Origin of the sequence: Amycolatopsis sp. H20-H5 (assembly GCF_035828755.1) — a bacterium.
Taxonomy (GTDB): Bacteria; Actinomycetota; Actinomycetes; order Mycobacteriales; family Pseudonocardiaceae; genus Amycolatopsis.
Genome location: NZ_JAYMZS010000013.1, coordinates 122,076 through 145,885 on the forward strand (window position 1 = coordinate 122,076; position 23,810 = coordinate 145,885).

Sequence of the window (23,810 nt, forward strand, 5' to 3'; positions counted from 1 at the left end):
ACGCCATGAACGGTCCGTTCATCTCACATCGAAGTTCAGAGGTACTGGCCGGTGCCCGAGATGCCAGGGCCCTGGATGTCGGGGCTGCCCATACCGCCGCTCGAACCGGCGGGCAGGCCGCGGCGCATCTGCTCGAGCTGCACGCGCGCGGCCATCTGCTGGGCGAACAACGCCGTCTGGATGCCGTGGAAGAGGCCCTCCAGCCAGCCGACCAGCTGGGCCTGCGCGATCCGCAGCTCGGCGTCGCTGGGCGTGGAGTCCTCGGTGAAGGGCCGAACGAGCCGCTCCAGCTCGTCCTGCAGCTCCGGCGCGAGCGCCTTCTCGAGCTCGCGGATGGACGTCTGGTGGATGTCGCGGACCCGGTTGCGGCTGGCGTCGTCGAGCGGTGCGGCGCGGACCTCTTCGAGCAGCTGCTTGATCATCGTGCCGATGCGCATGACCTTCGCGGGCTCTTCGACCAGGTCACCGACCGACTCGTGCTGCCCGAGGTCGATGGGCTCGTCACCCTGGCCGAGGCGGGCACCGCCGACCGGTACGCCGTCCGGCCCCACGACCACCATGTGGGGTGAAGATTCACGCCCCATGTCACCGGCTGTGCTTGATTCCGGGGAATTCGGCTCGGTCATGTGCTCCATCCTGGCCTACTTCCGGTGCGCTTCGTGGCGCGCACTCCTGGTCTGTCTCCGAGCGTAGCTGGAATTGTCGCGCGGTGTGTTCGCGCACCCAACCCCGGGTGCGCGGCGAAACCGCACGTCCGTACGGTGTCCACCATGGCGTTCGACGTCGCTCGTATTCGTGGGTTGTTTCCCGCGCTGGGTGATGGCTGGATTCACTTCGACGGCGCCGCCGGAATGCTCGTACCTGAACAGGTCGCTTCAGCCGTATCCACGGCGATGCGCGCTCCGGTATCGGGGCCGGGCGGAGCGTTTCCGGCCTCACAGCGTGCGGAAAGCATCGTGACCGCGGCCCGCAGGGCCGTGGCCGACCTGGTCGGGGCCGACCCGGCCGCCGTCGTGCTCGGTTCCAGCGCGCCCGTCCTGCTGCGCAGGCTCGTGGACACGATGGCCGAGCGCTGGACCATCGGCGACGAGGTCGTCGTCTCCCGGCTCGACGAGCAGGCCAACCTGGCACCATGGCGCCGCGCGGCGAAGCGGGTCGGCGCGGTCGTGCGCTGGGGCGAGATCGACATCGAGACCTGCGAGCTGCCAGCCTGGCAGTACGAAAACCTCGTCTCGGCGCGCACCAAGGCCGTCGCGATCACGCTCGCGTCGGGTTCCGTCGGCACCCGGCCCGACGTACCGACAGTCGTCGAGTTCGCGAAGCGGGTCGGCGCGCTCGTGGTCGTCGACGCCACGTACGCGGCACCGTTCATGCCGCTGGACCTGCAGTCGCTCGGCGCCGACGTGATGGTCGTGTCCGCGCAGGCCTGGGGTGGCCCGTCCGTCGGCGCGCTCGTGTTCCGCGACCCCGAGATGCTGGAACGCCTGCCCTCGGCGTCGCTCGACCCCGCCGCCCGCGGCGCCTCCCGGCTCGAGCTGGGGCCGCACGCGTACCCGCTGCTCGCCGGAGTCGTCGCTTCGGTCGACTATCTCGCCGGTCTCGACGACGCCGCCAGCGGATCGCGCCGTGAGCGACTGGTCACCTCGCTCGGCTCGGCGAAGTCGTATCACGCCGGGTTGCTCGCCCAGCTGTCCACCGAGCTGCGCTCCCTGCGGCACGTGATGGTCATCGGTGACGCCATGCGACGCATCCCCGCGCTGGCCTTCGCCGTCGCGGACAAGAAGGCACCCGAGGTCGCGGAGTACCTCGCCTCGCAGGGCCTGTGCGCCTTCGCCGACGACGGCACAAGCGGCGTCTTCGCGTCGCTGGGGGTCGGCGAGGTCGGCGGCGCCGTCCGCATCGGACTCGCGCACTACTCCAACGTCTTCGAGATCAACCAGCTCGTGCGGGTGCTCGAAGAGCTCCGCTGAGTGTCATGAAAGGGTCTTTCAGGACAAAAATTGCCCTGAAAGACCCTTTCATGACACTGGAGACTCAGGACTTCGCGGTCAGCAGGATCTTCCCGAAGACGGTGCCCTCTTCCATCGCGCGGTGTGCGGCGGCGGCCTCGGCCATCGGCACCACCTGGCCGACGATCGGCTTGACCGAGCCGTCCTTGATGAACGGCCACAGCCGCTCGCGGACGTCGGTGACGATCGCGGCCTTCTGCTCCAGCGGCCGCGCGCGCAGGCCCGCGCCGAACACGCTGGCGCGCTTGCCCATCAGCTTGCCCAGGTTGAGCTCGGCCTTCACGCCGCCCTGCATGCCGATGACGATGAGCCGCCCGTCCATGGCCAGAGCGTCGATGTTGCGCTCCAGGTACTTCGCGCCCATGTTGTCGAGGATGACGCTCGCGCCGCCGGTCTCCTTCTTGAGGATCTCGACGAAGTCCTCCTCGCGGTAGTTGATCGTGATGTCCGCGCCGAGCTGGCGGCAGCTTTCCAGCCGCTCCGCCGAACCCGCCGTGACCGCGACCGTCGCACCGAGCGCTTTGCCCACCTGGATCGCGTGCGTGCCGATGCCGCCGGCGCCGCCGTGCACCAGGAGGGTGTCGCCCTCGCCGAGCTTGCCGTGCATGACGACGTTGGCCCACACCGTGCAGGCGACCTCGGGCAGCCCGGCGGCCGAGAGCAGGTCGACCTCGCCGAGTACGGGCAGCAGCTGCCCGGCCGGGACGACGACCTTCTCCGCGTAGCCGCCGCCCGCGAGCAGCGCGCACACCTCGTCGCCGACGTTCCAGCCCTCGACGCCCTCGCCGAGCTCCGCGATCGTGCCGGAGCACTCGAGCCCGAGGATCTCGCTCGCGCCGGGGGGCGGCGGGTAGTGGCCCTGCCGTTGGAGCAGGTCGGCCCGGTTCACCGCGCTCGCGGCGACCTCCAGCAGCACCTCGCCGGGGCCGGGCGCGGGATCCGCGACCTCGGTCCACTCGAGAACGTCTGGGTCGCCGGGCTCACGGATGGTGATCGCGTACATGCGTCCGACTGTAGACGGGGCCCGGATCGTGCGCCGAATGCCGCATTGACGGATCGGTCATAACGCACAAAGGTGAGCAACCATGTCACTCGTTAGAACAGTGTCCTCCTTAAAAGCAGGACTAATCCCATCGGTGGCCCTCGTCGCGTGCGCAGCGCTGACTGTCGGTGTCACCCCCGCCGCCAGTGCCGCGAAGAGTGAGGCCGACGGCCCCGCCCTCGCCAAGCAGCTGGTCAAGAAGGTCGACGTCAACGGCGTCAACCGGCATCTCGTCGCGCTCCAGCGCATCGCCGACACCAATGGCGGGACGCGCGCGGCGAGCACCGAAGGACACAAGAAGTCCGCGGAGTACATCGCGACCAAGCTGGAAGCCGCGGGCTACCAGGTCACCCGGCAGGAGTTCCCGTTCACCTACAACGAGACGCTCGCCGAGAAGCTGGCCGTCGCCGGCGCGAATGTCCCGGTCACCGCGATGGAGTACACCCCGTCGACGCCGGTCGGTGGCATCACCGCGCCGCTCGTGGTCGTCCCGGTGGACGCCACCTCGGGCTGTGAAGCGACCGACTACCCGGCCGTCACCGGCAAGATCGTCCTCATGCAGCGTGGCGGGTGCAGCTTCGGGCAGAAGCAGCAGACAGCCGCCGCGGCGGGCGCGATCGGCGCGATCATCTACAACAACGTCGAGGGCGCGCTCAACGGAACGCTCGGCGACCCGGCGGGCGCGAAGATCCCGACCGGCGGCCTCAGCCAGGCCGACGGCCAGGCGCTGACCACCAAGGGCGGCGCCTCGATCACCCTTGAGCTGCGCGCGCTGCAGGAGGCGCGGACCAGCTACAACGTCATCGCCGAGACCAAAACCGGCCGCAAGGACAACGTGGTGATGCTGGGGGCGCACCTCGACAGCGTCCCGGCGGGCCCCGGCATCAACGACAACGGCACCGGCTCCGCGACCCTGCTGGAGACCGCGCTGCAGCTCGGCAGCAGCCCGAAGGCGAACAACGCGGTGCGGTTCGGCTTCTGGAGCGCCGAGGAGTTCGGCCTCATCGGCTCGACCTACTACGTCAACTCGCTGAGCTTCGAGCAGCAGCTGGACGTCGCGCTGTACCTGAACTTCGACATGATCGGCTCGCCGAACGCCGGCTACTTCGCCTACGACGGCGACGACTCCGACAAGATCGGCGCGGGCCCCGGCCCGTACGGCTCGGCGCAGATCGAGAAGACCTTCGTCGACTACCTGGGGACAAAGGGCGTTTCGGCCGAGGGCACCGACTTCACCGGCCGCTCCGACTACGGCCGGTTCATCGCCGTCGGCATCCCGGCGGGCGGCCTGGACACCGGCGCCGAGGGCATCAAGACGGCCGCGCAGGCCACCAAGTGGGGCGGCAAGGCCGGGATCGCCTACGACCCCTGCTACCACCAGGCCTGCGACAACCTTGGCAACATCGACCGCGTCGCACTCGACCGCAACGCCGACGGCGTCGCCTGGGCGCTGGGCGTCTACGCGACCAGCACCGAGAGCGTCAACGGCGTGAAGCCGGGCAACGCCAAGGCCAAGAAGCAGGTCGCGGCCGACCGCGCCCCGCAGCGGAACTCCGCCGCCGCGGTGGTGGCGGGCGACCCGCACGCGCTCGCCGCGTAAGTAGTGTCATGAAAGGGTCTTTCAGGGCAATTTTTGTCCTGAAAGACCCTTTCATGACATCCGGGACTCAGCCGAGGTTGCGCGCCCCGAAGGTGTCGCACCGCGCCGGGTCGCCGGTCTGGTAGCCGGCGGTGAACCACTTCTCGCGCTGGGCGGACGTGCCGTGGGTGAACTTGGACTGGTCCACGCTGCCGCCGCCGAGCTTGGTCTGGATGTAGTCGTCGCCGATGCGGGACGCGGTGTCCAGCGCGGCGGCGATGTCTTCCTTGGTGATGTCGGTGATCAGCGGCTTGCCGGTCTCGGTCGGCGTGGTCGACGCGTGGTTCGCCCACACGCCCGCGTAGCAGTCCGCCTGCAGTTCGAGCCGGACCGAGCCCGAGGTCGGGCCGCTGCCGCCGCCCTTGCGCGAGTCGCCCTTGAGGTTCTGCACGTGGTGGCCGTATTCGTGCGCCAGGACGTAGGCCTCGGGGAACGGGCCGCCCTTCGCGCCGAAGCGGGTCTGCAGCTCCTTGAAGAACGAGAGGTCGATGTAGACGTCGGAGTCCGCGGGGCAGTAGAACGGGCCGACGTCGGAGGTCGCGCTGCCGCAGCCGGTGCGGATGCCGCCGCTGAAGAACCGCGTCGGCGCCTTGCTGTAGGTCTGTCCGGAGCGCGCGAACTGCTGGGACCAGAAGTCCTGGATGGAGTTGACCGTCGCGACGATCGCGCAGTCGTGCTTGCTGTTCGCGTCCTTGCCGGTCTTGCACTCTTGCGAGAGCGAGGCGTTGTCCACCTGCTGCCCGGACCCGACGTCGCCGAGGCCGAGCCCGCCGCTCACGCCACTGCCACCGGTCGGCACGCCGCCGAACTGGGAGAGCAGGAAGTAGATGACCAGCCCGACCACGCCGAGCCCGCCGCCACCGAGGGCGACCCGGCCGCCGAGACCACCGCCTCCGCCGCCGCCACCGCTGCCGCGCATGTCCTGGACCTCGGAGGTGTCCAGGCCCGCGTCGTCGTCGAATCTCACACCGCAGAGACTAACCGGGAAGCTCCGGCTCGGCCTTGTTGGAACACGCCTGAGTGCGGCCACCTTCACAGGTAGCCGCACCCAGGGCTATCGAGGATACGTTCTGTTGTACGGCGGTTGGCCGCTATCGGGCCGGCGCGCAGCGCTGCCGTTGCGGTCGCGAGGCCGCAACCGAAGCAGGCTCGAACAACGCCGAATGCGCGAGAATACTGCCGAGCGCATCAGTGAAGCCCGCGCTCGTGCTGTTCACAGTCACGACCGATCCGGTAGGAATCCGTGCCGGCCGCGGGGACGCAGCGTGCGGTCAACCGCGAGGATCACCCGTCACGCAACCACCTGACCTTCCCCGGCTGGGGACCCTGATCGACGGCTTCTGACAGCTCGCCCTGTACAGGTCCAACCATCCGCTGACAAGCAGCATGCGCCTTTCCGCACCGAGTCTCAACCTTTTCGTAACCCACCTTCGGGGGAAGTTCGTCTCGTGTTTTTCAGCGCGCGACACTGCCGGTCGAGAGCGCGTCCGTGAGATCGACGTTCTACGCTGCGTGGAATGAGCGACGTGCGCTGGCTGTCCGAGACGGAGATGGCGGCTTGGCGCTCATACGTCGTTGCCAGCCTGCGGCTGCGTCAGCGGCTCCACCGGGAACTCGCCGAGCGCCACGAGGTGTCTCTCGCCGACTACGAGGTGCTCGTCTGCTTGTCCATCAATCCCGACGACCGCGTCAGGATGACGGAGCTCGCCGTCCTGATGGGCTCGACCAAGAGCAGGCTGTCCCACCAGATCGGCAAGCTCGAAGCCGCCGGGCTCGTGCATCGCGGCCGCGACCCCGAAGACAAGCGGGGCGTCGTCGCCGAACTCACCGACACCGGCCGCGCCCTGCTCGAACGTGCCGCGCCGACGCACGTCGACGGCGTCCGCGAGCACCTCATCGACCTGCTCTCGCCCAGCGAGCAGCAGGTGATCGGCGACGCCTTCGGCCGAGTCCTCGAACACCTCTCCGAGCTCGAAGCCTGACCCGTTAGGCTCACGGCAGGGAAGCGTGGCAGAGCGGTCGAATGCAGTCGCCTTGAAAGCGACCGTAGGGCAACCTACCGGGGGTTCAAATCCCTCCGCTTCCGCAATGGGCTTCTGACCTGAGTAAACGCGGGTCAGAGGCCTCTTGGGTAGCGCGTCGTCGAGCGAGCACAGTGCATTCTCCGCTGATTCGGCAACCCTTGGACCTCGGATGCGGAATCGACAAATCTCCTCGCAGACCTGGGGCCGTCAGGCTTTGGCGGCCTTCGCGGCGATGCGCGCCTGGACCTCCGGGCGGCGCAGCGGCGGCACCGTGGGCGGCGGCTGACGCCGTTCGGGCAGCTCGGCGAGCAGGCGCGTCGTGATCACGGTGATCTCGGCGACCGCCGCCTCGAACGGGTCGCGGGTCGCGTCCGAGAGGGACTGGACGCCGGTGACCTTGCGGACGTACTGGCGGGCCGCGGCCTCGATCTCCGCCGCGGTCGCCGATGGCTCCAGGCCACGGAGGGTGGTGATGTTTCGGCACATGAGCCCAGGGTACTGACCAGCACCGACAGTTCCGGGTCCGATTTCGTGACGACCCGTCACTCGACAGGGTAGGGCTCGGCCGGTCCCGTTGACGGCGAAACGGGGTCTGGGCAGTCTGGGTGAAGTGCCCCTCAGACGCGCCGCCCAAGCCCGCACCCAGCACGTCCCGCAGCAGGGTTCCCCGATCCCCGAACAGGTCTGGCATCGAGTCGCCGCCGATGAGCTGGTCGGCCTGGTCACCGAGGTTTTCGTCGCCAACGACCTGCCGCCAACGCGGGCCAGGATGGCTGCCGAGGCGCTGTGCCACGGCGATCTGACCGGTTCGCCGTCGACCGGTGTCGCCGAGCTCACCAGGATTCACCTTCCTTTGCTGGACAACGGATCGGTGCGGCCGCGGGCCGAGCCGCTGACGATCGCCGACCGGGGTGCCGCCGCGCTGCTCGACTACCGGCGCGCGCCGGGATTGTGGGCGGTGGGTGACGCGATGGACCGCGCGGTCGTGCGGGCCGGGCGGTACGGGGTCGGGATGGTCTCGCTGCGTGGGGTCGGCGCGTTCGGCCGCGCCGGGCACCATGCGGCGCGTGCGTTGCCGCACGGCATGATCGGGGTGGTGCTCGCCGCCGGGGCCGATCCGCGCGAGCCGGGGGTCCGGACGAACCCGCTGGGCATGGCCGCGCCTGCCGGGGCGTATCCCGAGTTCGTCTTCGACATGGACACCGCCGCGCCCGTCGCGGGCGGTGAGACGGCGGTCGCCGGGTTCGCGCTGCTCGTCGAGGTGCTGGCCGGGCTGCTGTCCGGGGTCGCCGACCAGGACCACGACACCGGCCTGCTGGTGCTGGCCATCGCCCCGACGACCCTGCGCAGCGCCGACGGCTTCTACCGCGCGGCCAGCGCGTTGTTCGGCAGCCTGCTCGGCTGGGAAGGCGGCACGCCGATCCGGTATCCGGGCTGGCACGAGGCCCAGCAGCTCGAGCAGTGCCGGGCGCTCGGGGTGCCGTTGAGCGGGCCGGTGCATCGTGAGTTGAACGCGCTGGCCGCCGCGCTCGGCCGTGAGCCGATGGCGGGCACAAGGTAGTCCGCAAGCTTCGCACAATGGGGCTTTCCGCGTAGCTGCCCGTGGCTTTGTGTGATCAATCTTGTTGATCATGTGGTGCGGTGGTGTTCGTGGTGGAGCAGGACGAGTGCGGCTGCGACGATGGTGCCGAGACGCCAGGGGCAGCCGCGGTTGCGGCGTAGGGCTTTGTAGGTGGTTTTGAGTAGTGAGTTGGCGCGTTCGCCGAGGCAGCGCAGGGCGCTGTGGAGGGCGTTGTAGGACTGTTGGTCGATGGTGAGTACGCCGTTTTTGGGTTTCTTGAACGGGATGGTGAATGTTTCGGGTTCGCCTTCGTAGCCCAGATCGGCCAGGGCGTGGGTGCCGTCGCTGATCCAGTCGGTGATCCGGGCCAGCAGGTCGGGGTCGTCGCGGGCGGCGCTGGTGTCGTGTTCGCGGCCTGGTCGCACGTCGGAGGTCCATAGTGGCCACCCGTCCGGGGCGGAGACGACTTGGATGTTCCCGCCGTGGTGGTGGTGCTTGCCCGACCACCACAGGTCCACGCCCTTGGTGGGGCCGGGGGTGGAGATCCGGTCGGTGTGGATCAGCGTGCCGTCCACGATCACATGCGAGTGACCGGCCGCCTTCGCCGCCAGCAATGCCCCGCGCAGGGACGGTTTGCGTGCGGCGAGCACCGCGATGCCCTCATCCCGGTAGCTGTATGCGGTGGACACCGCGATGCCGTTGTCCCTGGCCAGAGCCGACATCCGGGTGTCGTCCAAGAACCAGCGCAGCACCAGAACAGCCTGTTTGTAGGTCCCCAGTGCACGCCGCCCCGTGCGGGTACCCCGCCGCTGACGCTCGGCGTGCAGCAGAGCGGACAGGAACAGAACACTGTCCTCGGATACTTCCAGGACAGCGGTGTATGCGATACTCATCAGGCGCAGAACCTCTATGAAGTTGATCTGTGGTAGGACCACCTTCATACAGGGGTTCTGCGCTTTTCTGTTGCACCACACCAAGTTTGGCGTGTCAGTAGCCGCCAACCACATCCGCTACTCAACGTGACCAGCCGTTACGCGGAAGGGCTCAATGCCGTGAAATGGTGTCTTTCCCTCTTGATGCGCGGGTTGTTTGATAGGTGACGGTAATGGGCTGAACGGGTGATCTTGGGGCCGACTGTTTCCCGTTGCCTATGCCGTCGGTGCAAAAAACACCTATTGGCACGCGGTCTCTGGTTTGATCGGCTTCTGGCTGGCCAGGATGTGTTGAGGGGGGTTCGCATGGGGGCCGAGTTCGACGGCCTGCTCGACGAACTGAAGACCCTGCGCAAAGGCCGTGGTGTCTACGCGCCGCTGATCGTCGTACAGGTCGGTCCCGTCCTGCGCGAACTGTGCGGGATCGGGCCCGACGACGACGCGGCGGAGATCCGGGACAAGCTCGCCGGGCGGCTCGGCGAACTCGCCGGTTCGCTGCCCGCCGACCTCAAGCTGGCCGCGATCGCCGCGATCGCGCTGCACCCGATGGCCCGCCACCGGTTCCTCAACGCCAGGATCAGCTGGCTCGCCGAGCAGCTCGGCCGCGACGAGCGCACGGCGCGGCGCCGGATCGACGACGGGATCAGCCAGCTCGCCGAGGCCGGGGCGAAGCTACTGTCCCATCGCGCGCCCGTGGCGCGCACCGGGCAGGAGGAGTTCTGGGTCGAGGAGTTCGCCGCGGTGCTGGTCCTCGACAGGGCGGCGCCGGAGGCGTTCGAACGCCGTCGCATCGTGGCCGAGCGGGACGGCATCGACCGCATCATCGTGTCGGTCAGTCTGCCGCGCGACCGGAACGGCGGCGAGCAGGTCCACGAGCTGGTCGCGGAAGTGCTCTACGGCGGCACCCTGACGCCGGGGCGGCGGGTCGGCGAGAGCCGGTTCGACTACGTCCTGCGGCTCCCGCACGCGCTCAAGGCCGGTGAGCGGCACGAGTACGGGATCCTGTTCCGGATCCCGCCGGACCAGCCGATGCGCGAGCACTACGTCTACACCTCGCCGCGCCGCTGTGACCTGTTCGACCTGCGCATCCGGTTCGGCACGGACGTTCAGCCGCAAGGGATCTGGCGGGTCGAGGGCGTCTTCCACCGCGGGCTCGACGAAGGGGAGCCCGACGGCGAAAGGCTCCTGCCCGACAGCGCGGGCGAACTCCACGTGAGCTTCCAGGGCCTCAAGCCGGGATTCGGCTACGGGGTGCAGTGGGCCGGGGCGTGAGCGCTGCCGGGCCGCCTTGGCGCGACCCGGTGTCCGGCGCGGAACCGGACACGTTCTGGGCTTCGCTGCCCCAGGAGGACAGGCGGGCGATGGCCCGCGCCGGGACGCTGCGTTCCTTCGCCCGCGACGCCGAACTCGTCCACCAGGGCCAGGCTTTCGCGGCCGTTCTGCTGCTCTGCAGCGGAGCCGTCGAGGTCTTCCGCGGCGACGCCGACGGCATCCGCACCGTGCTGGCCAGGCGCTGGCCGGGGCAGCTGATCGGGGAGATGGCCGCCGTTGACCTCGCGCCGGTCTCGGCCACCGTGCGCGCGGTCGAGCCGGTCACCGCGCTGGTCCTGCCCGGCGCACGCTTCGGCGAACTGTGCCGCGCCCGCCCCGGGATCACCTGGCTCGTGCTGCGTGCGGCGGTCGCGCGCCTGCGTGACAGCGACGACCATCGCCAGCAGTATCGCCTCGACGTCCGCCGCCGCACCATTCTCTGCCTGATCGCGACGGCCGAGGCGGGCCGCGGGCAGGCCGTGCGGGGCAGTGTTTCCCTCCGGCTCACCCAGCAGCAGCTCGCGGACACGGTGCCCGCCGCGCTCGTCTCGGTGACCAGGGTGCTCGAAGATCTCCGGCAAGCCGGTGCGCTCACCACCACCCGCGGCCGGATCACCGTCGACGTCGCCACGCTCCGGCTGCTGGCTGAAGGCGCTTCCTGAGCGAAGATTCCGCGTTGCACGTCATCTGATGTGGAAGCTTTCGTGGCGTCACCATACCTTTGTGTTTATCGCATCGAGCGGTTTTCGAAATTCGATTTCGAACCGGACTTTCCAGTGAGGGGAATCAGCATGAAGGTGATGTGTGGTCCTACCGTATTGGCCAAGCTGATTGGTGTCGCCTTGTTCATCGGCCTGCTGACCGGCATTTGTTTCCACTGATCCCCCGCCGTCCGGCAAGTCGATTCACGGCGTGAGGGGAGGTGTTCCATGGAGCCGCATCACTTGTTCTTTCTGTTGAGCGTCCTGTTCGGCTGACTGCGCCGGCCGGTCGGCACCACGCCGACCGGTCAGCCAACTGTCCGGGTTTTGTCAGTAATGCCTTCAAGCGGTTACAACTGTCCACTTTCTGTCCTTGTGCGAACTCCGGCTTCCTTTGAAACTAGCCGCGAGTTGCAAGCACACCTCGGCAGATGGAGTCGAAAGTTGGTCCCCATGAACGACGGCAGTCCGCTGGTTCCGGTGTACCGGTCCTTCGTGCTCGTGGATGTCGAAAGCTCCAGCGAGCTGCTCAACCCGGACCTGATGAAGGCGCGCGAAGCCCTGTACGACGTCCTCGGCACGGCCTTCGCCCGCGCGGGGATCGGAGCGGAGGCCCGGACGCAGGAAGACCGCGGTGACGGGGTGATGGTGCTGCTCGACCCGGCGGTGCCCAAGCTCGGGCTCGCCACCACCTTCCTCGACGAGCTGGTCGCCGCGCTGGCCGCGCACAACCAGGCCAACGCGCTTTCGGCATGGCTGCGGTTGCGGATCGCCCTGCACGCCGGTGACGTCGACCGTGACGAGCACGGGTGGGGTGGCGACGCGCTGACCTCGACTTTCCGGCTGCTCGACGCCCCCGAACTGAAGCAGCGGTTCAAGGCCGTCCCCCGGGCGCAGTGTGCCGTCATCGCTTCGGACCGGTTCTACGACGAGGTGATCCGGCAGCACCCGAGCTGGACCGCCGCCGCCGGTTACGGCCAGGTCGACGTCGCCCGCCTGCGGCCTCGCGGAGCCGCGTGGGTGCGGATACCCGGCTACGACCGGGCGCCCGACGCCCCCGAAGCGCCGGGCCCGTCACCCGAGAAGACCACCCCCAGCGCGGCGACCAACCATTTCTCGGGGCCGGTCACCACCCACCGCGACTTCGTCATCAACAACTAACGGACTCACCATGGCTCCCGAAGAAAGCGGCGAGAAACCCGACGCCGTGCCGCCACCGGCCCCGGCCGCGGATGTCGACGCGCACCACCCGGCCGCGGACGACGGCGTCCGCAGCAAGACCGAAAGCCTGCGCGAGCTGAAGGACGACGACGCCGGGCGCGCCGACGCGAACCGATCGCTGGAGATCATCACCGAGCTGCTGGGCCGCCTGCGCGACGCGCCGGGCGCCGGTGGCGCGCTGAACGTCACCCTGTTCACCGGCCGGGTCGACGTCGGCCGCGACTTCACCATCGACAACGGTGGCGCCGCCCGTGCCCGGCGTGGGGTGACCCCGATCGCGATCGCCAGCGCGTACGTCGTCGGCCACACCCAGGCGTTCGTCGAACCGCCCGGATTCCCCCGCGCGCTGCGGATGCTCGCGAAACACCGGGTCGTCGTGCTCGCCGCGCCGCCGGGGATCGGCCAGTACACCGCCGCGCTCGAACTGCTCAGGCGCGCGTCCGGCGACGGCCCGGACCTGTACGAACTGCCTGCCCAGGAGGTGCTCGGCGATCCCACCTGGGCCGTCCCGCACCAGCACGCGGGGTTCGTGATCAAACCGGACGAGGCCGCGTTCGACCTGCTCAGCGAGGGCTGGCTGAGCGGCGCGAGCCGGCTGCTCACCGACGCCGGGAGCTACCTGGTGGTGCTCACCGGCAAGCTGCGCGGCGAGCTGGAGAACGCGCCGCGCCGTGCGGAATTCGTGCTGGAAAACCTCGCCGGGCCGGATCCGCTGGAGATCGTCAAGGAGCGGGTGGCGAAGTCGGGTCTCTTCGACGCCGCCGAAGTCGCCGACCGGCTCGGCGAAGCGGACGTGCGCGGCCTGCTCGACGGGCGGCCGCAGCCGTGGTTCGCCGTCCGGGTCGCCGAGGTCGTGGTGGCGACCCTGCGCGACGGCGGGGACCTCGGCGCGGCGCTGGCCGAGCTCGACGACCCCGCGTCGCAGGTCAAAGAGTGGTTCGAGACGCACGAAAGCCTCGAGCAGGTCGCTTTCGCCTTCGCCGTGGCGGTGCTGGGTGGCAGCACCTACCTGACGCTGTCCGACGCCGCGACCCAGCTCCGGTTCCAGCTGTCGGACGATCCGACGCAGGGCCCGCTGCGCTTCCGGCGCGACCTCGCCGCCGTCCATCCCTGGGTCGAGCTCGTGGCTGGTCCTGGCGAGGTGGCCGCCGAGGTCGTGCGGTTCCGCAACCCCCGGCTGCAGCCCGCCGTGCTGAGCTACGTCTGGTACGAGTTCGACAACAGGCGGCCGAAGCTGCTCACCTGGCTTCGCAAGCTCGCCGGGCACGCCGACGTCGAGGTGCGGGCCCGCGCGGGCACCGCCGTCGGCATCATCGCGGCCGCCGATCTGACGCACGCACTGCACCGTTACCTGCTGCCGTGGGGCAGGAGCGGGGTGCTGGCCGAGCGGCAGAGCGCCGCGCTCGCGCTGGGCGTGATCGGGTCGTTCCCCGAGCACTCCGCGTCGGTGTGGCAGCGGCTGCGCGCCTGGTCGGACCCCTCTCGTGGCTCGGCGCACCCCCGGCTCGCCGAGACGGCCGGGCTCGTCGTGGGCGGGCCGCTCGGCCTCGCCGACCCGGAGGCCGCACTCGACGTCCTGCGCGGGCTCGCCGGTGACGAGCAGTGGCGGTGGCTCACGGCCGTCGCGCTGGGCGCGCAGCAACTGGTGAACGCGGGCGCGCTGGGCACCGTCCTCGCCACCCTGCTCGACTGGACCGGCGACGAGGACAACGAAGACCGGGTGGCACAGGGCCTGATCGCGTTCGCCTTCGCCGCGCGGTTCCCGGTCGACGAAGACGAACCGGCCACGACCGTGGTGCCGGTGCGCACGCCCGGCCTGCCGATGCTGCTGGCCAACGTCGCCGAGCACCTGGCCGACCTCGCCGAACTCTGGGCGCGGGCGCTGGAGAACGAGCAGTCAAGGCCGCTCGCGCTGGACGCGCTGCGCGAGTGGCTGCGCCTCGCCGAGGACGACGCGTCGGCCTACCGGTGGGTGCTGGAGCTGGCCGCGTCCGTCGCGGACCGGGGCGAACGCGATTCCGAACGACTCGAGTACTACCTCGAACAATGGGCCGAGGACGAGGAAAAGCCTTCGGCCTCGGCGGCGGACATCCTCGACGAACTGTCCACAGTGGCCTGAACGGAGTGTCTGTGAGCAACGTGACCTACGACCCGATCCGGGAGATCGTTCCCCTGCGCCGGATCCGCGTGTTCAAGCCGGTGGCGCCGCCGCCACTGGGCACCTGCCTGGTGCTCGAGCCCGACGAGGGGCCACCGCTGGTGATCGAGGCCGGTCAGCGCGTGCCGGAGGCGCGGCTGGGCCATTACAAACGGGCGTACGTGGTCGACCTCGGCCGGTATGGGCTTCGCCTGGAGGAACGGCTGCCCAGCGCGGATCCGGCGTTCCAGTTCACCGCTTCGGTGAGTTTCACCTGCCGGGTGCACAATCCGGCGATCATCGCCACGCGCGGGGTCCGGGACATCACCGCGTTCGTGCGGCTGCCGATGGCCAAGATGATGCGCGCGGTTTCCCGGAGCTACGACATCGGCGAGTCCAACGACGCCGAGGCCGCGCTCAACGCGCAGCTGGAAACCTTCACCGGCGACTCCGCGGTCCAGCTCGGCGGCTATCTCGTCGAGCTGGAGGCAGGTGGCGGCGCGGCGCGCAGCAGTGCCGAGTTCCACGACACCAGCCGGGAGATCCGGATGGACCGCATGCGGCGCGCGCCGATGAGCGAGGTCGTCAGCGGCGGCCGGGACGCGCTGCGCGCGCAATGGCTGGCGACGCACGGCGGTGACCCGTCCGAGTTGCTGGAGTTCGAGGAAGCCAACAAGGCACGAGAAGCGGAACAACTGTTGCGTGCCATAGGCGCGTTGAGCGGGGACAAGGCGGCCGAGCCGTTCGACACCCGTGACGAACGGCGACGGCTGATGTCGCACCTGCTCGGTGAGTCAGCCGAGGGGCGGCCCAAACGCGGTTCGCTGCGGCAGTCGCGGATCGCCGGGTCGCTCGCGGGCACGTCCTCGAAAACGTCCGAAAAGGACAGTGTGGCGCCGCCGGAGGAGAACGGCCAGAACGAGAAGGACCCACCGGTGAGCAGGCTCCGCGGCACCGGTAAGCGCAGGGATCCGGACCAGTAGGAGGGAAACGAACCGATGCAGATCGTTGGGGTGCGGCGCCAGGGGTGCGCGCTGTGGCAGCAGGGGGAGCCGGGTCTGGTGGTGCTGGGCGTGTGGACCGAGAAGAAACCGGGCCGGGGTGAGGACGCGGAGCCGTTGCTGGTGCACAAACTGGCCGGAGACTCCGGTCTGATCGCCGTGTTCGACGGCGCGGGCGGAGCCGGTTCGGCGGCCGCGGGCCGGACGCCGGGCGGACAGGAACGCACCGGCGCGTGGGTCGGCTCGCGCACGGCGAGAGCCGCGACCGAGGAGTGGTACGTGCTGGGCCTGAAGGATCCGGCCGACGCCGGTCCGGCCGGGCTCAAGCGGGTGCTTCGGGAGCGGCTGGGCGCGATGGCGGTCGGGTCCGTCAGCAAGATCAGCGGCAGCATGCGACGCCTGCTGCCCACGACGCTCGCGGCCGTCGACTACGCCAGGGAGGGTGAGGTGGTGAGCTGGAACGTGTTGTGGGCCGGGGATTCCCGCTGCTACCTGCTCGGCGAGCACGCCGGATTGCAGCAGCTCACCGTGGACGACACCGAGTCCGCCGACGCGCTCACCCTGCTCACGGACGATCCCCCGATGACCAATCTGGTGGCGGCCGACCGGGAGTTCACCGTCCACTGTGTACCCGGCGAGACAGCGGCGCCGTGTGTGCTGCTGTGCGCGACGGACGGGTTCTTCGGTTACGTGCTCACCCCGGCGGACTTCGAGCACGTCCTGCTGCACGCGCTGCACACCGCCGTCGACGCCGAGCAATGGGCGTCGAACCTGATCGACGCCGTCAGCTCCTACACCGCCGACGACGCGTCACTCGCCTTGGTGGCCATGGGTTTCCGGGACTTCGAGCATCTGCGGGCCACCTTCGCCGAGCGGCTCCGCTCGCTCACCGCCGAACACTGGGAGCCGGTGCGCGACGCGGCGGCCGGTGATCGCGGCGGGTTCCTGGCCGCGCGCGGGAGTTCGTGGTCGAGCTATCGGACCGGATACGAGCGGCGGATGCCTGCCGCGGAGGGAGCACGGGATGAAGCAGGGTGACGTACTGCACGGCTACGACATCGTCACCAAGCCCACCAACGACAACGCGGGCAAATGCGTCTGGGCGTTCGCCGTCCGTGACGGGCGCGAGTACTTCATCAAGGAGTTTCTCGACCCGAAACGGCCTCGTCCCGGTGGGATGGGCGACGAGAACTCGAAACGGCTGCGGCTGGCGCACTGCGAGGAGTTCGAAGAGCGGCACTGGTCGGTGATCAACCGCATCGATCCCACCGATCGCGAGGCGGGGAACCTGGTCACCGCGACCGACTTCTTCTGCGAAGGCACGAAGTACTACAAGGTGACCGCCCGGCTTCACCCGGTTGTACCGCCCGCGCCGCAGGAGCTTTCCGCCCGGCAGAAGGTGGTGCTGCTGGGCACGCTCGGACACAGCCTGGCACTGTTGCACCGCCTCGACATCGTGCACGGCGACCTCAAACCGCAGAACGTCCTGCTGCACCGGCCGTCCGGCAGCGACCTGTACACCGCGAAGCTGATCGACTTCGACGACGCGTACGTGTCCGGGCGCCCGCCCTCGCCCGACCTGATCGGCGGCGATCTCTTTTACGCCGCCCCGGAACTCGTGCGGTACCTGCTGGAGCGGGCACCGCCCGGCGAATTGACCGTCGCGGCGGACATGTTCGCGTTCGGGCTGATGACGCACGGCTATCTCACGGGCGTGCTGCCGGGGTTCGACCGCACGCACCACTCGGCGGCCGAAGCGATCGGCGCCGGGGCGTCGATCCTGCTCGACCGGCGGCTGAGCCGACCGGTGGCGGCGCTCATCCGGGCGATGCTCGCGGTGAACCCGGCGCACCGGCCGAAGGCGAGCGAGGCACTGACCGTGCTCGCCGAAGAGTCCACAGTGGAGCTGGTGATCCCGCCCGCCGCGCGGCTGAGGGGCAGCCTGACCGGTGGCGGTACCGCCCGGCCGGTGACCCCCGCTCCGCTGCCGCTGCCGCCCGGACGCCGATCGCGGCTCCGGATCAATCTCGACGACCGACGCTGAAAGGCGAAACCGATGACCACGACCGAGCAACAGCAGCACGGCTCTCTGAAGTACGCCGTCGACATCGTGCTGTGCATCGACGCCACCGGCAGCATGCGGCACACGCTCGACGACGTGAAGGCGAGCGCGCTTTCGTTCCACCAGAAGCTGATCGCCGAGATGGACGCCAAGGGGAAGTCGATCAGCCAGCTGCGGCTCAAGGTGATCGCCTTCCGCGACTTCGGCGACCGCGCCGACGACGCCATCGCCGAGACCGCGTTCCTCTCCCTGCCGGAGCAGTCCGGTGAGTTCGCCGAGTTCGTGCGACGGCTGGAGCCGACCGGCGGCGGCGACATCCCGGAGTCCGGCCTCGAAGCGCTCGCGCTGGCGGTGCAGGCGGACTGGGAGCGCGGGCTCGACAAACGCAGGCATGTGATCGTGCTGTTCACCGACGCGCCCGCGCATCCGCTCGGCTCGCCGCGGCAGCGAAGCGTGCCCACCTATCCGCCGTCGGTCCCGGAGTCGATGGACGTGCTGTTCGAGCAGTGGGGACATTCCCGCAGCCAGTCCGCGGTGATGGACAACTCGGCGAAGCGGCTGCTGCTGTTCGCGCCGGAGATCTCGCCGTGGCCGGAGATCGCCGACGACTGGAACAACACGCTGTTCTTCCCCTCCAACGCGGGGGACGGGCTCGAGGAGTGGGAGATGGGCGAGATCATCAACACCATCGCGAACAGCCTCTGATGCGCGCTCCCCGCGACCGGTCCCGTGGCGGTGTCGACGAGCCGCGGGACGAGTGGGCCGTCGATCCGTTCGGGGCGTACGAACACCGCTGGTTCGACGAGGGCGGTCGGCCGACGCAGTGGGTGCGCTGCCGGTTTTCCGCGCCCGTCCGGCAGGGACCGGACCGGTCGGTGGTGCTGCGCGGACCCCGCGTGACGCTGCAATGGAACCGGCACCGGCTGACCGTCCTCGGCTCCGGCCTGCATCTCGACACCCCCTTCTCGCACTGCGTAGCCGCTTCGCTGGCGAATCTGTCCACTTCGGACGATCGAACGCGGGTGCGGCTCCTGCTCCGGGTGGTGCCGGAGGAGACCGCCGGTGGCGGGGACTGGGACGGCGAACTGGAGGTCAAACTGTATTTCCAGCCGGTGCACTGGGAAGCGCTGAGCACGCTGGTCGCCGCGGTGACGGCCGGACGGCCGGTGGCGACGCCTGCCCCACGGCGCGTCGCTCCCCGTGGTACGCGGCCTGTCGAGCAGGTTCCGGACGTCGGCGACTCCGGCATCGAGCATCGGCTGCGCGAGGTGGCGTTCTCGGCCTTCGACAAGACGCTCGACAGTGAAGCGCCGCCCGCCCCCCGGCCCCGGCGTCGGCCCGGCCGTCCCCCGGCAGCGCACTTGCCGGACCTCGACTACACGCGCGCGCCGGACACGGCGGACTGGCTGACGTTCCGGCCGCTCGGCGCCGGGCCGACCCCTTGAGGAGGTCATCGTGACCGGTCGGAAGTGGTCCTGCGACGGCTGCGACACGATCAACGACGGTGCGTCGAACGTGTGCAGGCTGTGCCAGCGGCAGGCCGGGAGTATCACCGCGACCCGGATGAACGTGCTCACCGAGAACACGCCGCGTCCGTACCGGCCCCCGGCAGGACCGCCGCCGCGACCCCGCACGCAAGCTCCTCCGCCACCGCTCTACGTGACCGCCACACCGCCACCGGTCTTCTCGCCCACACCGCGACCGAGGCCCGGGTTCGTGCCGTGGGTGGTGGGGGCGGCCGCCGTGGTGATCGCGCTGGCGGTCCTCCTCGTGGGGAACCTGCCGGACCTGACTTCCGTCGCCGGTGGTTCGGCGCCGAGCTCGACGGGCTCCCGGGCCGAGACCTCCGCACCGTCGCCGCTGGGGGAACAGGCGAGCGGGGAGCCGTGCCCCGCGGCCGTGGCCGGTTTCCTGCCGGGCGGGCGCGGGACGGCCGTCGCGCGCTACCAGACGGACAAGTTCCTGGTCACGATCTGTGCGGCGGCGGACGGGCGGCTCTACTACGACGGGCAGGCCAGGGGGCAACCGGCGACCAGCCAGCACCACTTGCAGATCCCGGCGGAGCGGACGGCCGGGGGCTTCACCGCCCGTAACCTCGGCTACACCTATTCGATCGACAACCAGCGCTTACGGGTGACCGATGGGAAGGGCCGGACCGTCCTCGACAGTGCCCTGAGCCCGGTCAGGTGAGGACCACGCGCCCGCGCATGCTGCCAACGGCCACGATGTCGCCGTGCTTGAGCTGGCGGCCGCGACGGGTCTCCAGCTCGTCGTTGACCGTGACCTCATCGGCGTCGATGAGGTCCTTGACGTGGGAACCGTTCTCCGCCAGTCCCGCCAGTTTCAGGAACTGGCCGAGGCGGATGGGCTCGCCGGTGATCGGGACGTCGCGGACGGAATCGTCGTTCATACCCCGCATCATCCGGTATGGCCCGCTCAGCCACTGGCGGCGGTCATCCGGTAGAGCGTGGCGACGTCGGTGTCGAAGTAGCTGCTGTACGAGACGTCCGGGTCGTCGCCGCCGTATTCGAAGCCGCCGATCACGCCGACGACGGTGCCGAGCCTGGTCTCGGCGTCGGTATTGATCACCCACGGGCCGCCGCTGGTGCCGGTGGGGAAGCCGACGCAGCCGACGCGCAGCTGGAAGGTGTCCTGCTGGCTGGTGGTGGTCTCGCAGACGGCGGGCCGTTCGGCATCGTCGGGGTACCCGGTGAGGGTGATCTGCTGCTCGAAGCCGCTGCCGGTGGCCAGCTTGTTGGCGCCGGTAATGCTTTCGAGTGACACTTTCGTGCCCGTCTGGTGCGCGGTGGCGAAACCGACGTCGAGATCCTGGTCCGACGAGGTCGCCCAGTTCGGCGCGACGACCTCGTCGCCGACGTCCCAGAAGCCGTACGGCGCGACACCGTCGTGGTAACCCGGCGCGAAGGTGATGCCGCTGAGGTAGTCGCCGCCCTCGCCGTCGTGGATGCAGTGGGCCGCCGTGAGCAGGACGTCGCCCGCGTCGCTGTGCACCACGCTGGCGGTGCAGTAGTGGGCGCCTTCGAGGAACAGGGCGCCGACCGCGGGGTTGACCGTGGGGTCGGGCTTACCCTTGGTGACGATCACGGGCCTCGCGAGCTCCTCCTCGGGAGCGGGCGGAGCGTCTTTATCGCTGGTCACGGCTACTACCGAGCCCGCCGCGGAGAGCGCGAGCACGGCACAGAGAGTGAGCAGGACGGCAGGGCGACGCAGATTCATCGCTCCCCTTCCCTGTTCTTCCGCCTGTGCGTTATAGATCACCATAAATGGTGCGCCGATGGCACCCTCTCCGGGAGGACCCACAGAAAACTCACAGCGCCGCCCAGAGTGCCGGGATACCGTTCGCTCCCGGATACCGCTAGTATCTGTTACTCGAGGTAACACTGACCGGCGGGAGCGGGCGATGAAGCGGTTCACGGACAAGGTCGCGGTGGTCACGGGAGCGGGCTCTGGCATCGGCCGGGCGCTCGCGCTGGACCTGGCGGCGCGCGGGGCGCGGCTGGCTCTGTCCGATGTGGATTCCGTGCGCGTCGCGGAGACGGCCGCGCTGTGCGAGAAAGCCGGGGCGCGGGCACGTTCGTACGAACTCGACGTCGCCGACCGGGCCGCCGTGCAAGCGCACGCCGACGAGGTGGCAGGCGAGTTCGGGCGGGTCAACCTGGTCGTCAACAACGCGGGCGTCGCGCTGTCCGCGAACGTCGAGGACATGGACTGGGCCGACTTCGACTGGCTGATGGGCATCAACTTCGGCGGCGTGGTCAACGGGTCGAAGGCGTTCCTGCCGCACCTCATCGCGTCCGGCGAGGGGCATCTGGTGAACGTGTCGAGCGTGTTCGGGCTGATCGGGGTGCCGACGCAGAGTGCCTACAACGCGGCGAAGTTCGCGGTGCGCGGGTACACCGAGGCGCTGCGCCAGGAGATGATCATCGCGCGGCACCCGGTGCGGGTCAGCTGTGTGCATCCCGGCGGGATCAAGACGAACATCGCCCGCGACGCCAGGGGGATGGCGGGCGAGAAGTCCGACCGGGCGTCCGTCGCCTTCGACCGGATCGCGAGGACCTCGCCGGAGAAGGCCGCGCAGACCATCCTGAAGGGCGTCGAGCGTGGTTCCGCGCGGATTCTCATCGGCCCGGACGCTTACGTGATCGACGCTATCCCCCGCCTGCTCGGCTCGGCGTACCAACGGCCCGCGGCGCTGCTCGGCCGTATCGTTCTCCGGCGTCTCTGACTGGCTTTTCGCGCCTTCCACCAGTACTTTCCGGATTGTCGGTCACCCGATGGAGTTGCATTTCCGACATTCTCGTCGGAAATGCACGAGAATGTAGACGGTCGAGTCCGATCTTCCGGAGGTTTCCCATGCTGCGCACCGCCGCCCAGCGTCGTCCGACGGGTGTGTCCCCCCGGGCCGCCACCGCCGCCGACCTGCTGGATCGGACAGGCATCATCGCTGCCAGTCTGCCCCAGCGACGGCGCAGCCCTGAGGGCCTCGGAAGCTTCGGGAGGTTCGACCCCGAGGCGACCGACATCTTCCCTGTGTTCACGACCCCGATCCCCGACCTGGACCTCCGCCCGAAGTCCGTGGTCATCCACCGCCGCGTCAAATCCTGGTTCGCCGGCAGCGTCGCGCTGGCCTTGCTCGCACTGGGCTGGATCTCCGGCAGCATGTTCGGCGCGGCCCAGACCGAGGACGCCTCGCGCCTCGACGCCCGTCAGGCGGTCGCGGCCCAGCCCGCCCCGGTCCCGGTCCCCCAACCGGCCCCCGCGCAGCCGGCCGCGGCCCCGGTGACGATCTACGTCCCGGTCCCCGCGCCGAAGCCGTCCCACACCACCGCGACGCCCAAGCTCCAGCAGGCACCCGAGCAGCAACGCACCACGAAGCCCACGGCCGACCCCCGCGTGGACCTCCCGGCCCCCACGACACACCCCCAGACCCCGGCCGAGCAGGCGGCCCAGCAGATGCAGGACCTGGTGGGCCCCTTCTTCGCCGCGGCCGACAACATGATGCCCGGCAACCGCTGACCCCCGCGAGCCGGAGCTAGTGATCTTGACGTGAGCGGGCTCGCACGACAACGCCGTGTGCGGTCCGGCTCAGCATGAGCGACGTGAAACCGTCAACCTGAGTGTCACCGGCTCGCGGCGCCGCTCGAAGCCTCGGGCGCGTGTCCTTCGAAGCCGCTTACCCTCCACAAAGGACGGAAAGTCCACCATTCGCCCGTTTCATACCGCCACGACCGTTTCGCGCGTGCCCCTGAAGGCCACCATGACGGCGTTAGACGCCGTGAAGGCTCCCATCAGGGCACACGGCAGGCCTGGGGTCGCGGCTGAAGGGAACGCGGCCTCAGGCGCCAAACTGGACGACATGACATCAGTTTCCGGACGCCTTCTGAGTGTCACCGGCTCGCGGCGCCGTCCTGGTGAGGCGGCGCCGCGAGGAGTGGTCGTCACTTGGTGAAGGCGACGCCCTGGGTTACCGCGCCGACGGTGATGGTGTGGTTGGCGTGGCTGGCGTCGACGGCGCCAAGGTTCCAGTCGAGCAGGGTGTTCGGGTCGATGTAGTCGCCGTGGGCGTTGGAGTCCGACGGCGCGGTGAACGTGATGCCGTTGGGAGTCTGCCGCAGGCCGCCTCGCTCGAACACGGTCCAGTGCAGCGGAATGTAGGCCGCCTGGGAGCCGTCGGCGAGCGCGACACCGGGTGCGTCGGCGGGGGCCTGGTTGTCGAGCAGCACGTTGTGGGCGCCGGAAATTTCGACGTTGGGCACGCCCTGGAGGAAGCAGCGTTCGCCGACCTTGGCAGTGAACTGGATGGCCGCGTCGCGCTCGCCTGACGAAGTGATGTCCTCGACCAGAGCGGTGGTGAACTGGTTCGAAGTGCACGGCAGCAGGTTCGGGCCGTAACCGTTGTCAGCGCTGGCGGCACCAACGGACAGCGCGGTCGCCCCGGCAACAACCCCGGCGACAGCGACAGCGGCAAGGCTACGGCGAACAATCGTGCGAGTGGTCATGGTAATCCCTTTCCCTTGTGTCCGACGGCTTTTCCACCGGACCACCAATCGAGCGGCGATCGAGCGGTGATTCATTCACCAAGCTCGCTCATACCCAGGAAGACGCCCACAACCGCCCCAGGATGCGGCACTGTGTCATCACCCGCACCC

General features: G+C 69.4%; 25 protein-coding genes and 1 tRNA gene. 18 read left to right on the top strand and 8 right to left on the bottom strand.

The window, feature by feature from the left end; genetic code table 11:
• Window positions 1–35 precede the first annotated feature (35 nt).
• The gene (locus QMK34_RS10460) at window positions 36–635 is read right to left on the bottom strand and encodes a bacterial proteasome activator family protein (protein WP_326413519.1); all 600 of its coding nucleotides are present in this window, start codon (window positions 633–635) and stop codon (window positions 36–38) included.
• Window positions 636–770: 135 nt separating this feature from the next.
• On the opposite strand from QMK34_RS10460, the gene QMK34_RS10465 reads away from it, so the two are divergent.
• Window positions 771–1,970: a cysteine desulfurase-like protein gene (locus QMK34_RS10465; protein WP_326413520.1), complete on the top strand. Its 1,200-nt coding sequence runs from the start codon at window positions 771–773 to the stop codon at window positions 1,968–1,970.
• 64 nt (window positions 1,971–2,034) lie between these two features.
• On the opposite strand, the gene QMK34_RS10470 is transcribed toward QMK34_RS10465, so the two are convergent.
• Window positions 2,035–3,012 carry an NAD(P)H-quinone oxidoreductase gene (locus QMK34_RS10470; RefSeq protein WP_326413521.1) on the bottom strand — a complete coding sequence of 326 codons (978 nt, stop codon included), beginning with the start codon at window positions 3,010–3,012 and terminating at the stop codon, window positions 2,035–2,037.
• Window positions 3,013–3,094: 82 nt separating this feature from the next.
• On the opposite strand from QMK34_RS10470, the gene QMK34_RS10475 reads away from it, so the two are divergent.
• A complete protein-coding gene (locus QMK34_RS10475; RefSeq protein WP_326413523.1) occupies window positions 3,095–4,651 on the top strand; it encodes a M28 family metallopeptidase in 1,557 nt (518 codons plus the stop codon).
• 67 nt (window positions 4,652–4,718) lie between these two features.
• Here QMK34_RS10475 and ypfJ read toward each other — a convergent pair whose 3' ends face one another.
• The gene (gene ypfJ / locus QMK34_RS10480) at window positions 4,719–5,657 is read right to left on the bottom strand and encodes a KPN_02809 family neutral zinc metallopeptidase (RefSeq protein ID WP_326413524.1); all 939 of its coding nucleotides are present in this window, start codon (window positions 5,655–5,657) and stop codon (window positions 4,719–4,721) included.
• Between the two features lie 550 nt (window positions 5,658–6,207).
• Between ypfJ and QMK34_RS10485 the strand changes: the two genes are divergently transcribed.
• Both QMK34_RS10485 and QMK34_RS10490 read left to right on the top strand, forming a co-directional pair.
• The gene (locus tag QMK34_RS10485; RefSeq protein WP_326413525.1) at window positions 6,208–6,672 is read left to right on the top strand and encodes a MarR family winged helix-turn-helix transcriptional regulator; all 465 of its coding nucleotides are present in this window, start codon (window positions 6,208–6,210) and stop codon (window positions 6,670–6,672) included.
• A gap of 19 nt (window positions 6,673–6,691) precedes the next feature.
• Window positions 6,692–6,776 (top strand) — tRNA-Ser (locus tag QMK34_RS10490).
• 145 nt (window positions 6,777–6,921) lie between these two features.
• Here the strand turns inward: QMK34_RS10490 and QMK34_RS10495 are convergent.
• Window positions 6,922–7,200: a DUF2277 domain-containing protein gene (locus QMK34_RS10495; RefSeq protein WP_326413527.1), complete on the bottom strand. Its 279-nt coding sequence runs from the start codon at window positions 7,198–7,200 to the stop codon at window positions 6,922–6,924.
• Between the two features lie 124 nt (window positions 7,201–7,324).
• Here QMK34_RS10495 and QMK34_RS10500 point away from each other — a divergent pair, with 124 nt between their 5' ends.
• On the top strand, window positions 7,325–8,275 hold the full coding sequence (locus tag QMK34_RS10500; protein WP_326413529.1) for an Ldh family oxidoreductase: 951 nt from the start codon (window positions 7,325–7,327) through the stop codon (window positions 8,273–8,275).
• Between the two features lie 68 nt (window positions 8,276–8,343).
• Here the strand turns inward: QMK34_RS10500 and QMK34_RS10505 are convergent, their stop codons facing one another.
• Window positions 8,344–9,168, bottom strand: a complete 825-nt coding sequence (locus tag QMK34_RS10505; protein ID WP_326413530.1) for an HARBI1 family protein — start codon at window positions 9,166–9,168, stop codon at window positions 8,344–8,346.
• 345 nt (window positions 9,169–9,513) lie between these two features.
• Here QMK34_RS10505 and QMK34_RS10510 point away from each other — a divergent pair, with 345 nt between their 5' ends.
• The 11 genes from QMK34_RS10510 (at window position 9,514) to QMK34_RS10560 (ending at window position 19,830) form a co-directional block, all read left to right on the top strand.
• Window positions 9,514–10,479 carry a hypothetical protein gene (locus QMK34_RS10510; RefSeq protein WP_326413531.1) on the top strand — a complete coding sequence of 322 codons (966 nt, stop codon included), beginning with the start codon at window positions 9,514–9,516 and terminating at the stop codon, window positions 10,477–10,479.
• A complete protein-coding gene (locus tag QMK34_RS10515; protein ID WP_326413532.1) occupies window positions 10,476–11,180 on the top strand; it encodes a Crp/Fnr family transcriptional regulator in 705 nt (234 codons plus the stop codon). Before QMK34_RS10510 ends, QMK34_RS10515 begins: the two co-directional genes overlap by 4 nt.
• Before the next feature lie 30 nt (window positions 11,181–11,210).
• Complete coding sequence (locus QMK34_RS10520; RefSeq protein WP_326413533.1) at window positions 11,211–11,399, top strand: hypothetical protein; 189 nt, start codon at window positions 11,211–11,213, stop codon at window positions 11,397–11,399.
• 273 nt (window positions 11,400–11,672) lie between these two features.
• A complete protein-coding gene (locus QMK34_RS10525; RefSeq protein WP_326413534.1) occupies window positions 11,673–12,380 on the top strand; it encodes a hypothetical protein in 708 nt (235 codons plus the stop codon).
• A gap of 10 nt (window positions 12,381–12,390) precedes the next feature.
• Window positions 12,391–14,559, top strand: a complete 2,169-nt coding sequence (locus QMK34_RS10530) for a hypothetical protein (RefSeq protein WP_326413535.1) — start codon at window positions 12,391–12,393, stop codon at window positions 14,557–14,559.
• Window positions 14,560–14,570: 11 nt separating this feature from the next.
• Window positions 14,571–15,560, top strand: a complete 990-nt coding sequence (locus QMK34_RS10535) for a hypothetical protein (protein WP_326413536.1) — start codon at window positions 14,571–14,573, stop codon at window positions 15,558–15,560.
• A 15-nt stretch (window positions 15,561–15,575) separates the two neighbouring features.
• On the top strand, window positions 15,576–16,616 hold the full coding sequence (locus QMK34_RS10540) for a protein phosphatase 2C domain-containing protein (protein ID WP_326413537.1): 1,041 nt from the start codon (window positions 15,576–15,578) through the stop codon (window positions 16,614–16,616).
• The gene (locus QMK34_RS10545; RefSeq protein ID WP_326413538.1) at window positions 16,603–17,622 is read left to right on the top strand and encodes a protein kinase domain-containing protein; all 1,020 of its coding nucleotides are present in this window, start codon (window positions 16,603–16,605) and stop codon (window positions 17,620–17,622) included. The genes QMK34_RS10540 and QMK34_RS10545 overlap by 14 nt, the downstream gene beginning before the upstream one ends.
• A 12-nt stretch (window positions 17,623–17,634) precedes the next feature.
• Window positions 17,635–18,345 carry a vWA domain-containing protein gene (locus QMK34_RS10550; protein ID WP_326413539.1) on the top strand — a complete coding sequence of 237 codons (711 nt, stop codon included), beginning with the start codon at window positions 17,635–17,637 and terminating at the stop codon, window positions 18,343–18,345.
• Window positions 18,345–19,085 carry a hypothetical protein gene (locus tag QMK34_RS10555; RefSeq protein ID WP_326413540.1) on the top strand — a complete coding sequence of 247 codons (741 nt, stop codon included), beginning with the start codon at window positions 18,345–18,347 and terminating at the stop codon, window positions 19,083–19,085. Before QMK34_RS10550 ends, QMK34_RS10555 begins: the two co-directional genes overlap by 1 nt.
• A 10-nt stretch (window positions 19,086–19,095) precedes the next feature.
• Complete coding sequence (locus QMK34_RS10560; protein ID WP_326413541.1) at window positions 19,096–19,830, top strand: hypothetical protein; 735 nt, start codon at window positions 19,096–19,098, stop codon at window positions 19,828–19,830.
• Here QMK34_RS10560 and QMK34_RS10565 read toward each other — a convergent pair.
• The gene (locus tag QMK34_RS10565; RefSeq protein WP_326413542.1) at window positions 19,823–20,050 is read right to left on the bottom strand and encodes an RNA-binding S4 domain-containing protein; all 228 of its coding nucleotides are present in this window, start codon (window positions 20,048–20,050) and stop codon (window positions 19,823–19,825) included. The genes QMK34_RS10560 and QMK34_RS10565 overlap by 8 nt on opposite strands.
• A 26-nt stretch (window positions 20,051–20,076) precedes the next feature.
• Window positions 20,077–20,877, bottom strand: a complete 801-nt coding sequence (locus QMK34_RS10570; RefSeq protein ID WP_326413543.1) for a trypsin-like serine peptidase — start codon at window positions 20,875–20,877, stop codon at window positions 20,077–20,079.
• A 184-nt stretch (window positions 20,878–21,061) separates the two neighbouring features.
• Between QMK34_RS10570 and QMK34_RS10575 the strand changes: the two genes are divergently transcribed.
• A complete protein-coding gene (locus tag QMK34_RS10575) occupies window positions 21,062–21,886 on the top strand; it encodes an SDR family NAD(P)-dependent oxidoreductase (RefSeq protein ID WP_326413544.1) in 825 nt (274 codons plus the stop codon).
• 128 nt (window positions 21,887–22,014) lie between these two features.
• Window positions 22,015–22,677: a hypothetical protein gene (locus tag QMK34_RS10580; RefSeq protein WP_326413545.1), complete on the top strand. Its 663-nt coding sequence runs from the start codon at window positions 22,015–22,017 to the stop codon at window positions 22,675–22,677.
• 422 nt (window positions 22,678–23,099) lie between these two features.
• Here QMK34_RS10580 and QMK34_RS10585 read toward each other — a convergent pair whose 3' ends face one another.
• A complete protein-coding gene (locus QMK34_RS10585) occupies window positions 23,100–23,660 on the bottom strand; it encodes a DUF4232 domain-containing protein (protein WP_326413546.1) in 561 nt (186 codons plus the stop codon).
• Window positions 23,661–23,810 lie beyond the last annotated feature (150 nt).

Excerpts from the sequence above, each read along its gene's own strand:
- QMK34_RS10470 (WP_326413521.1), bottom strand. The coding sequence starts at position 3,012 with ATGTACGCGATCACCATCCGTGAGCCCGGCGACCCAGACGTTCTCGAG.
- QMK34_RS10575 (WP_326413544.1), top strand. The coding sequence starts at position 21,062 with ATGAAGCGGTTCACGGACAAGGTCGCGGTGGTCACGGGAGCGGGCTCT.
- QMK34_RS10585 (WP_326413546.1), bottom strand. The coding sequence starts at position 23,660 with ATGACCACTCGCACGATTGTTCGCCGTAGCCTTGCCGCTGTCGCTGTC.
- QMK34_RS10545 (WP_326413538.1), top strand. The coding sequence starts at position 16,603 with ATGAAGCAGGGTGACGTACTGCACGGCTACGACATCGTCACCAAGCCC.
- QMK34_RS10510 (WP_326413531.1), top strand. The coding sequence starts at position 9,514 with ATGGGGGCCGAGTTCGACGGCCTGCTCGACGAACTGAAGACCCTGCGC.
- QMK34_RS10555 (WP_326413540.1), top strand. The coding sequence starts at position 18,345 with ATGCGCGCTCCCCGCGACCGGTCCCGTGGCGGTGTCGACGAGCCGCGG.
- QMK34_RS10580 (WP_326413545.1), top strand. The coding sequence starts at position 22,015 with ATGCTGCGCACCGCCGCCCAGCGTCGTCCGACGGGTGTGTCCCCCCGG.
- QMK34_RS10485 (WP_326413525.1), top strand. The coding sequence starts at position 6,208 with ATGAGCGACGTGCGCTGGCTGTCCGAGACGGAGATGGCGGCTTGGCGC.
- QMK34_RS10540 (WP_326413537.1), top strand. The coding sequence starts at position 15,576 with ATGCAGATCGTTGGGGTGCGGCGCCAGGGGTGCGCGCTGTGGCAGCAG.
- QMK34_RS10530 (WP_326413535.1), top strand. The coding sequence starts at position 12,391 with ATGGCTCCCGAAGAAAGCGGCGAGAAACCCGACGCCGTGCCGCCACCG.
- QMK34_RS10570 (WP_326413543.1), bottom strand. The coding sequence starts at position 20,877 with ATGAATCTGCGTCGCCCTGCCGTCCTGCTCACTCTCTGTGCCGTGCTC.
- QMK34_RS10460 (WP_326413519.1), bottom strand. The coding sequence starts at position 635 with ATGGAGCACATGACCGAGCCGAATTCCCCGGAATCAAGCACAGCCGGT.
- QMK34_RS10525 (WP_326413534.1), top strand. The coding sequence starts at position 11,673 with ATGAACGACGGCAGTCCGCTGGTTCCGGTGTACCGGTCCTTCGTGCTC.
- QMK34_RS10505 (WP_326413530.1), bottom strand. The coding sequence starts at position 9,168 with ATGAGTATCGCATACACCGCTGTCCTGGAAGTATCCGAGGACAGTGTT.
- QMK34_RS10475 (WP_326413523.1), top strand. The coding sequence starts at position 3,095 with ATGTCACTCGTTAGAACAGTGTCCTCCTTAAAAGCAGGACTAATCCCA.
- QMK34_RS10495 (WP_326413527.1), bottom strand. The coding sequence starts at position 7,200 with ATGTGCCGAAACATCACCACCCTCCGTGGCCTGGAGCCATCGGCGACC.
- QMK34_RS10550 (WP_326413539.1), top strand. The coding sequence starts at position 17,635 with ATGACCACGACCGAGCAACAGCAGCACGGCTCTCTGAAGTACGCCGTC.
- QMK34_RS10465 (WP_326413520.1), top strand. The coding sequence starts at position 771 with ATGGCGTTCGACGTCGCTCGTATTCGTGGGTTGTTTCCCGCGCTGGGT.
- QMK34_RS10565 (WP_326413542.1), bottom strand. The coding sequence starts at position 20,050 with ATGAACGACGATTCCGTCCGCGACGTCCCGATCACCGGCGAGCCCATC.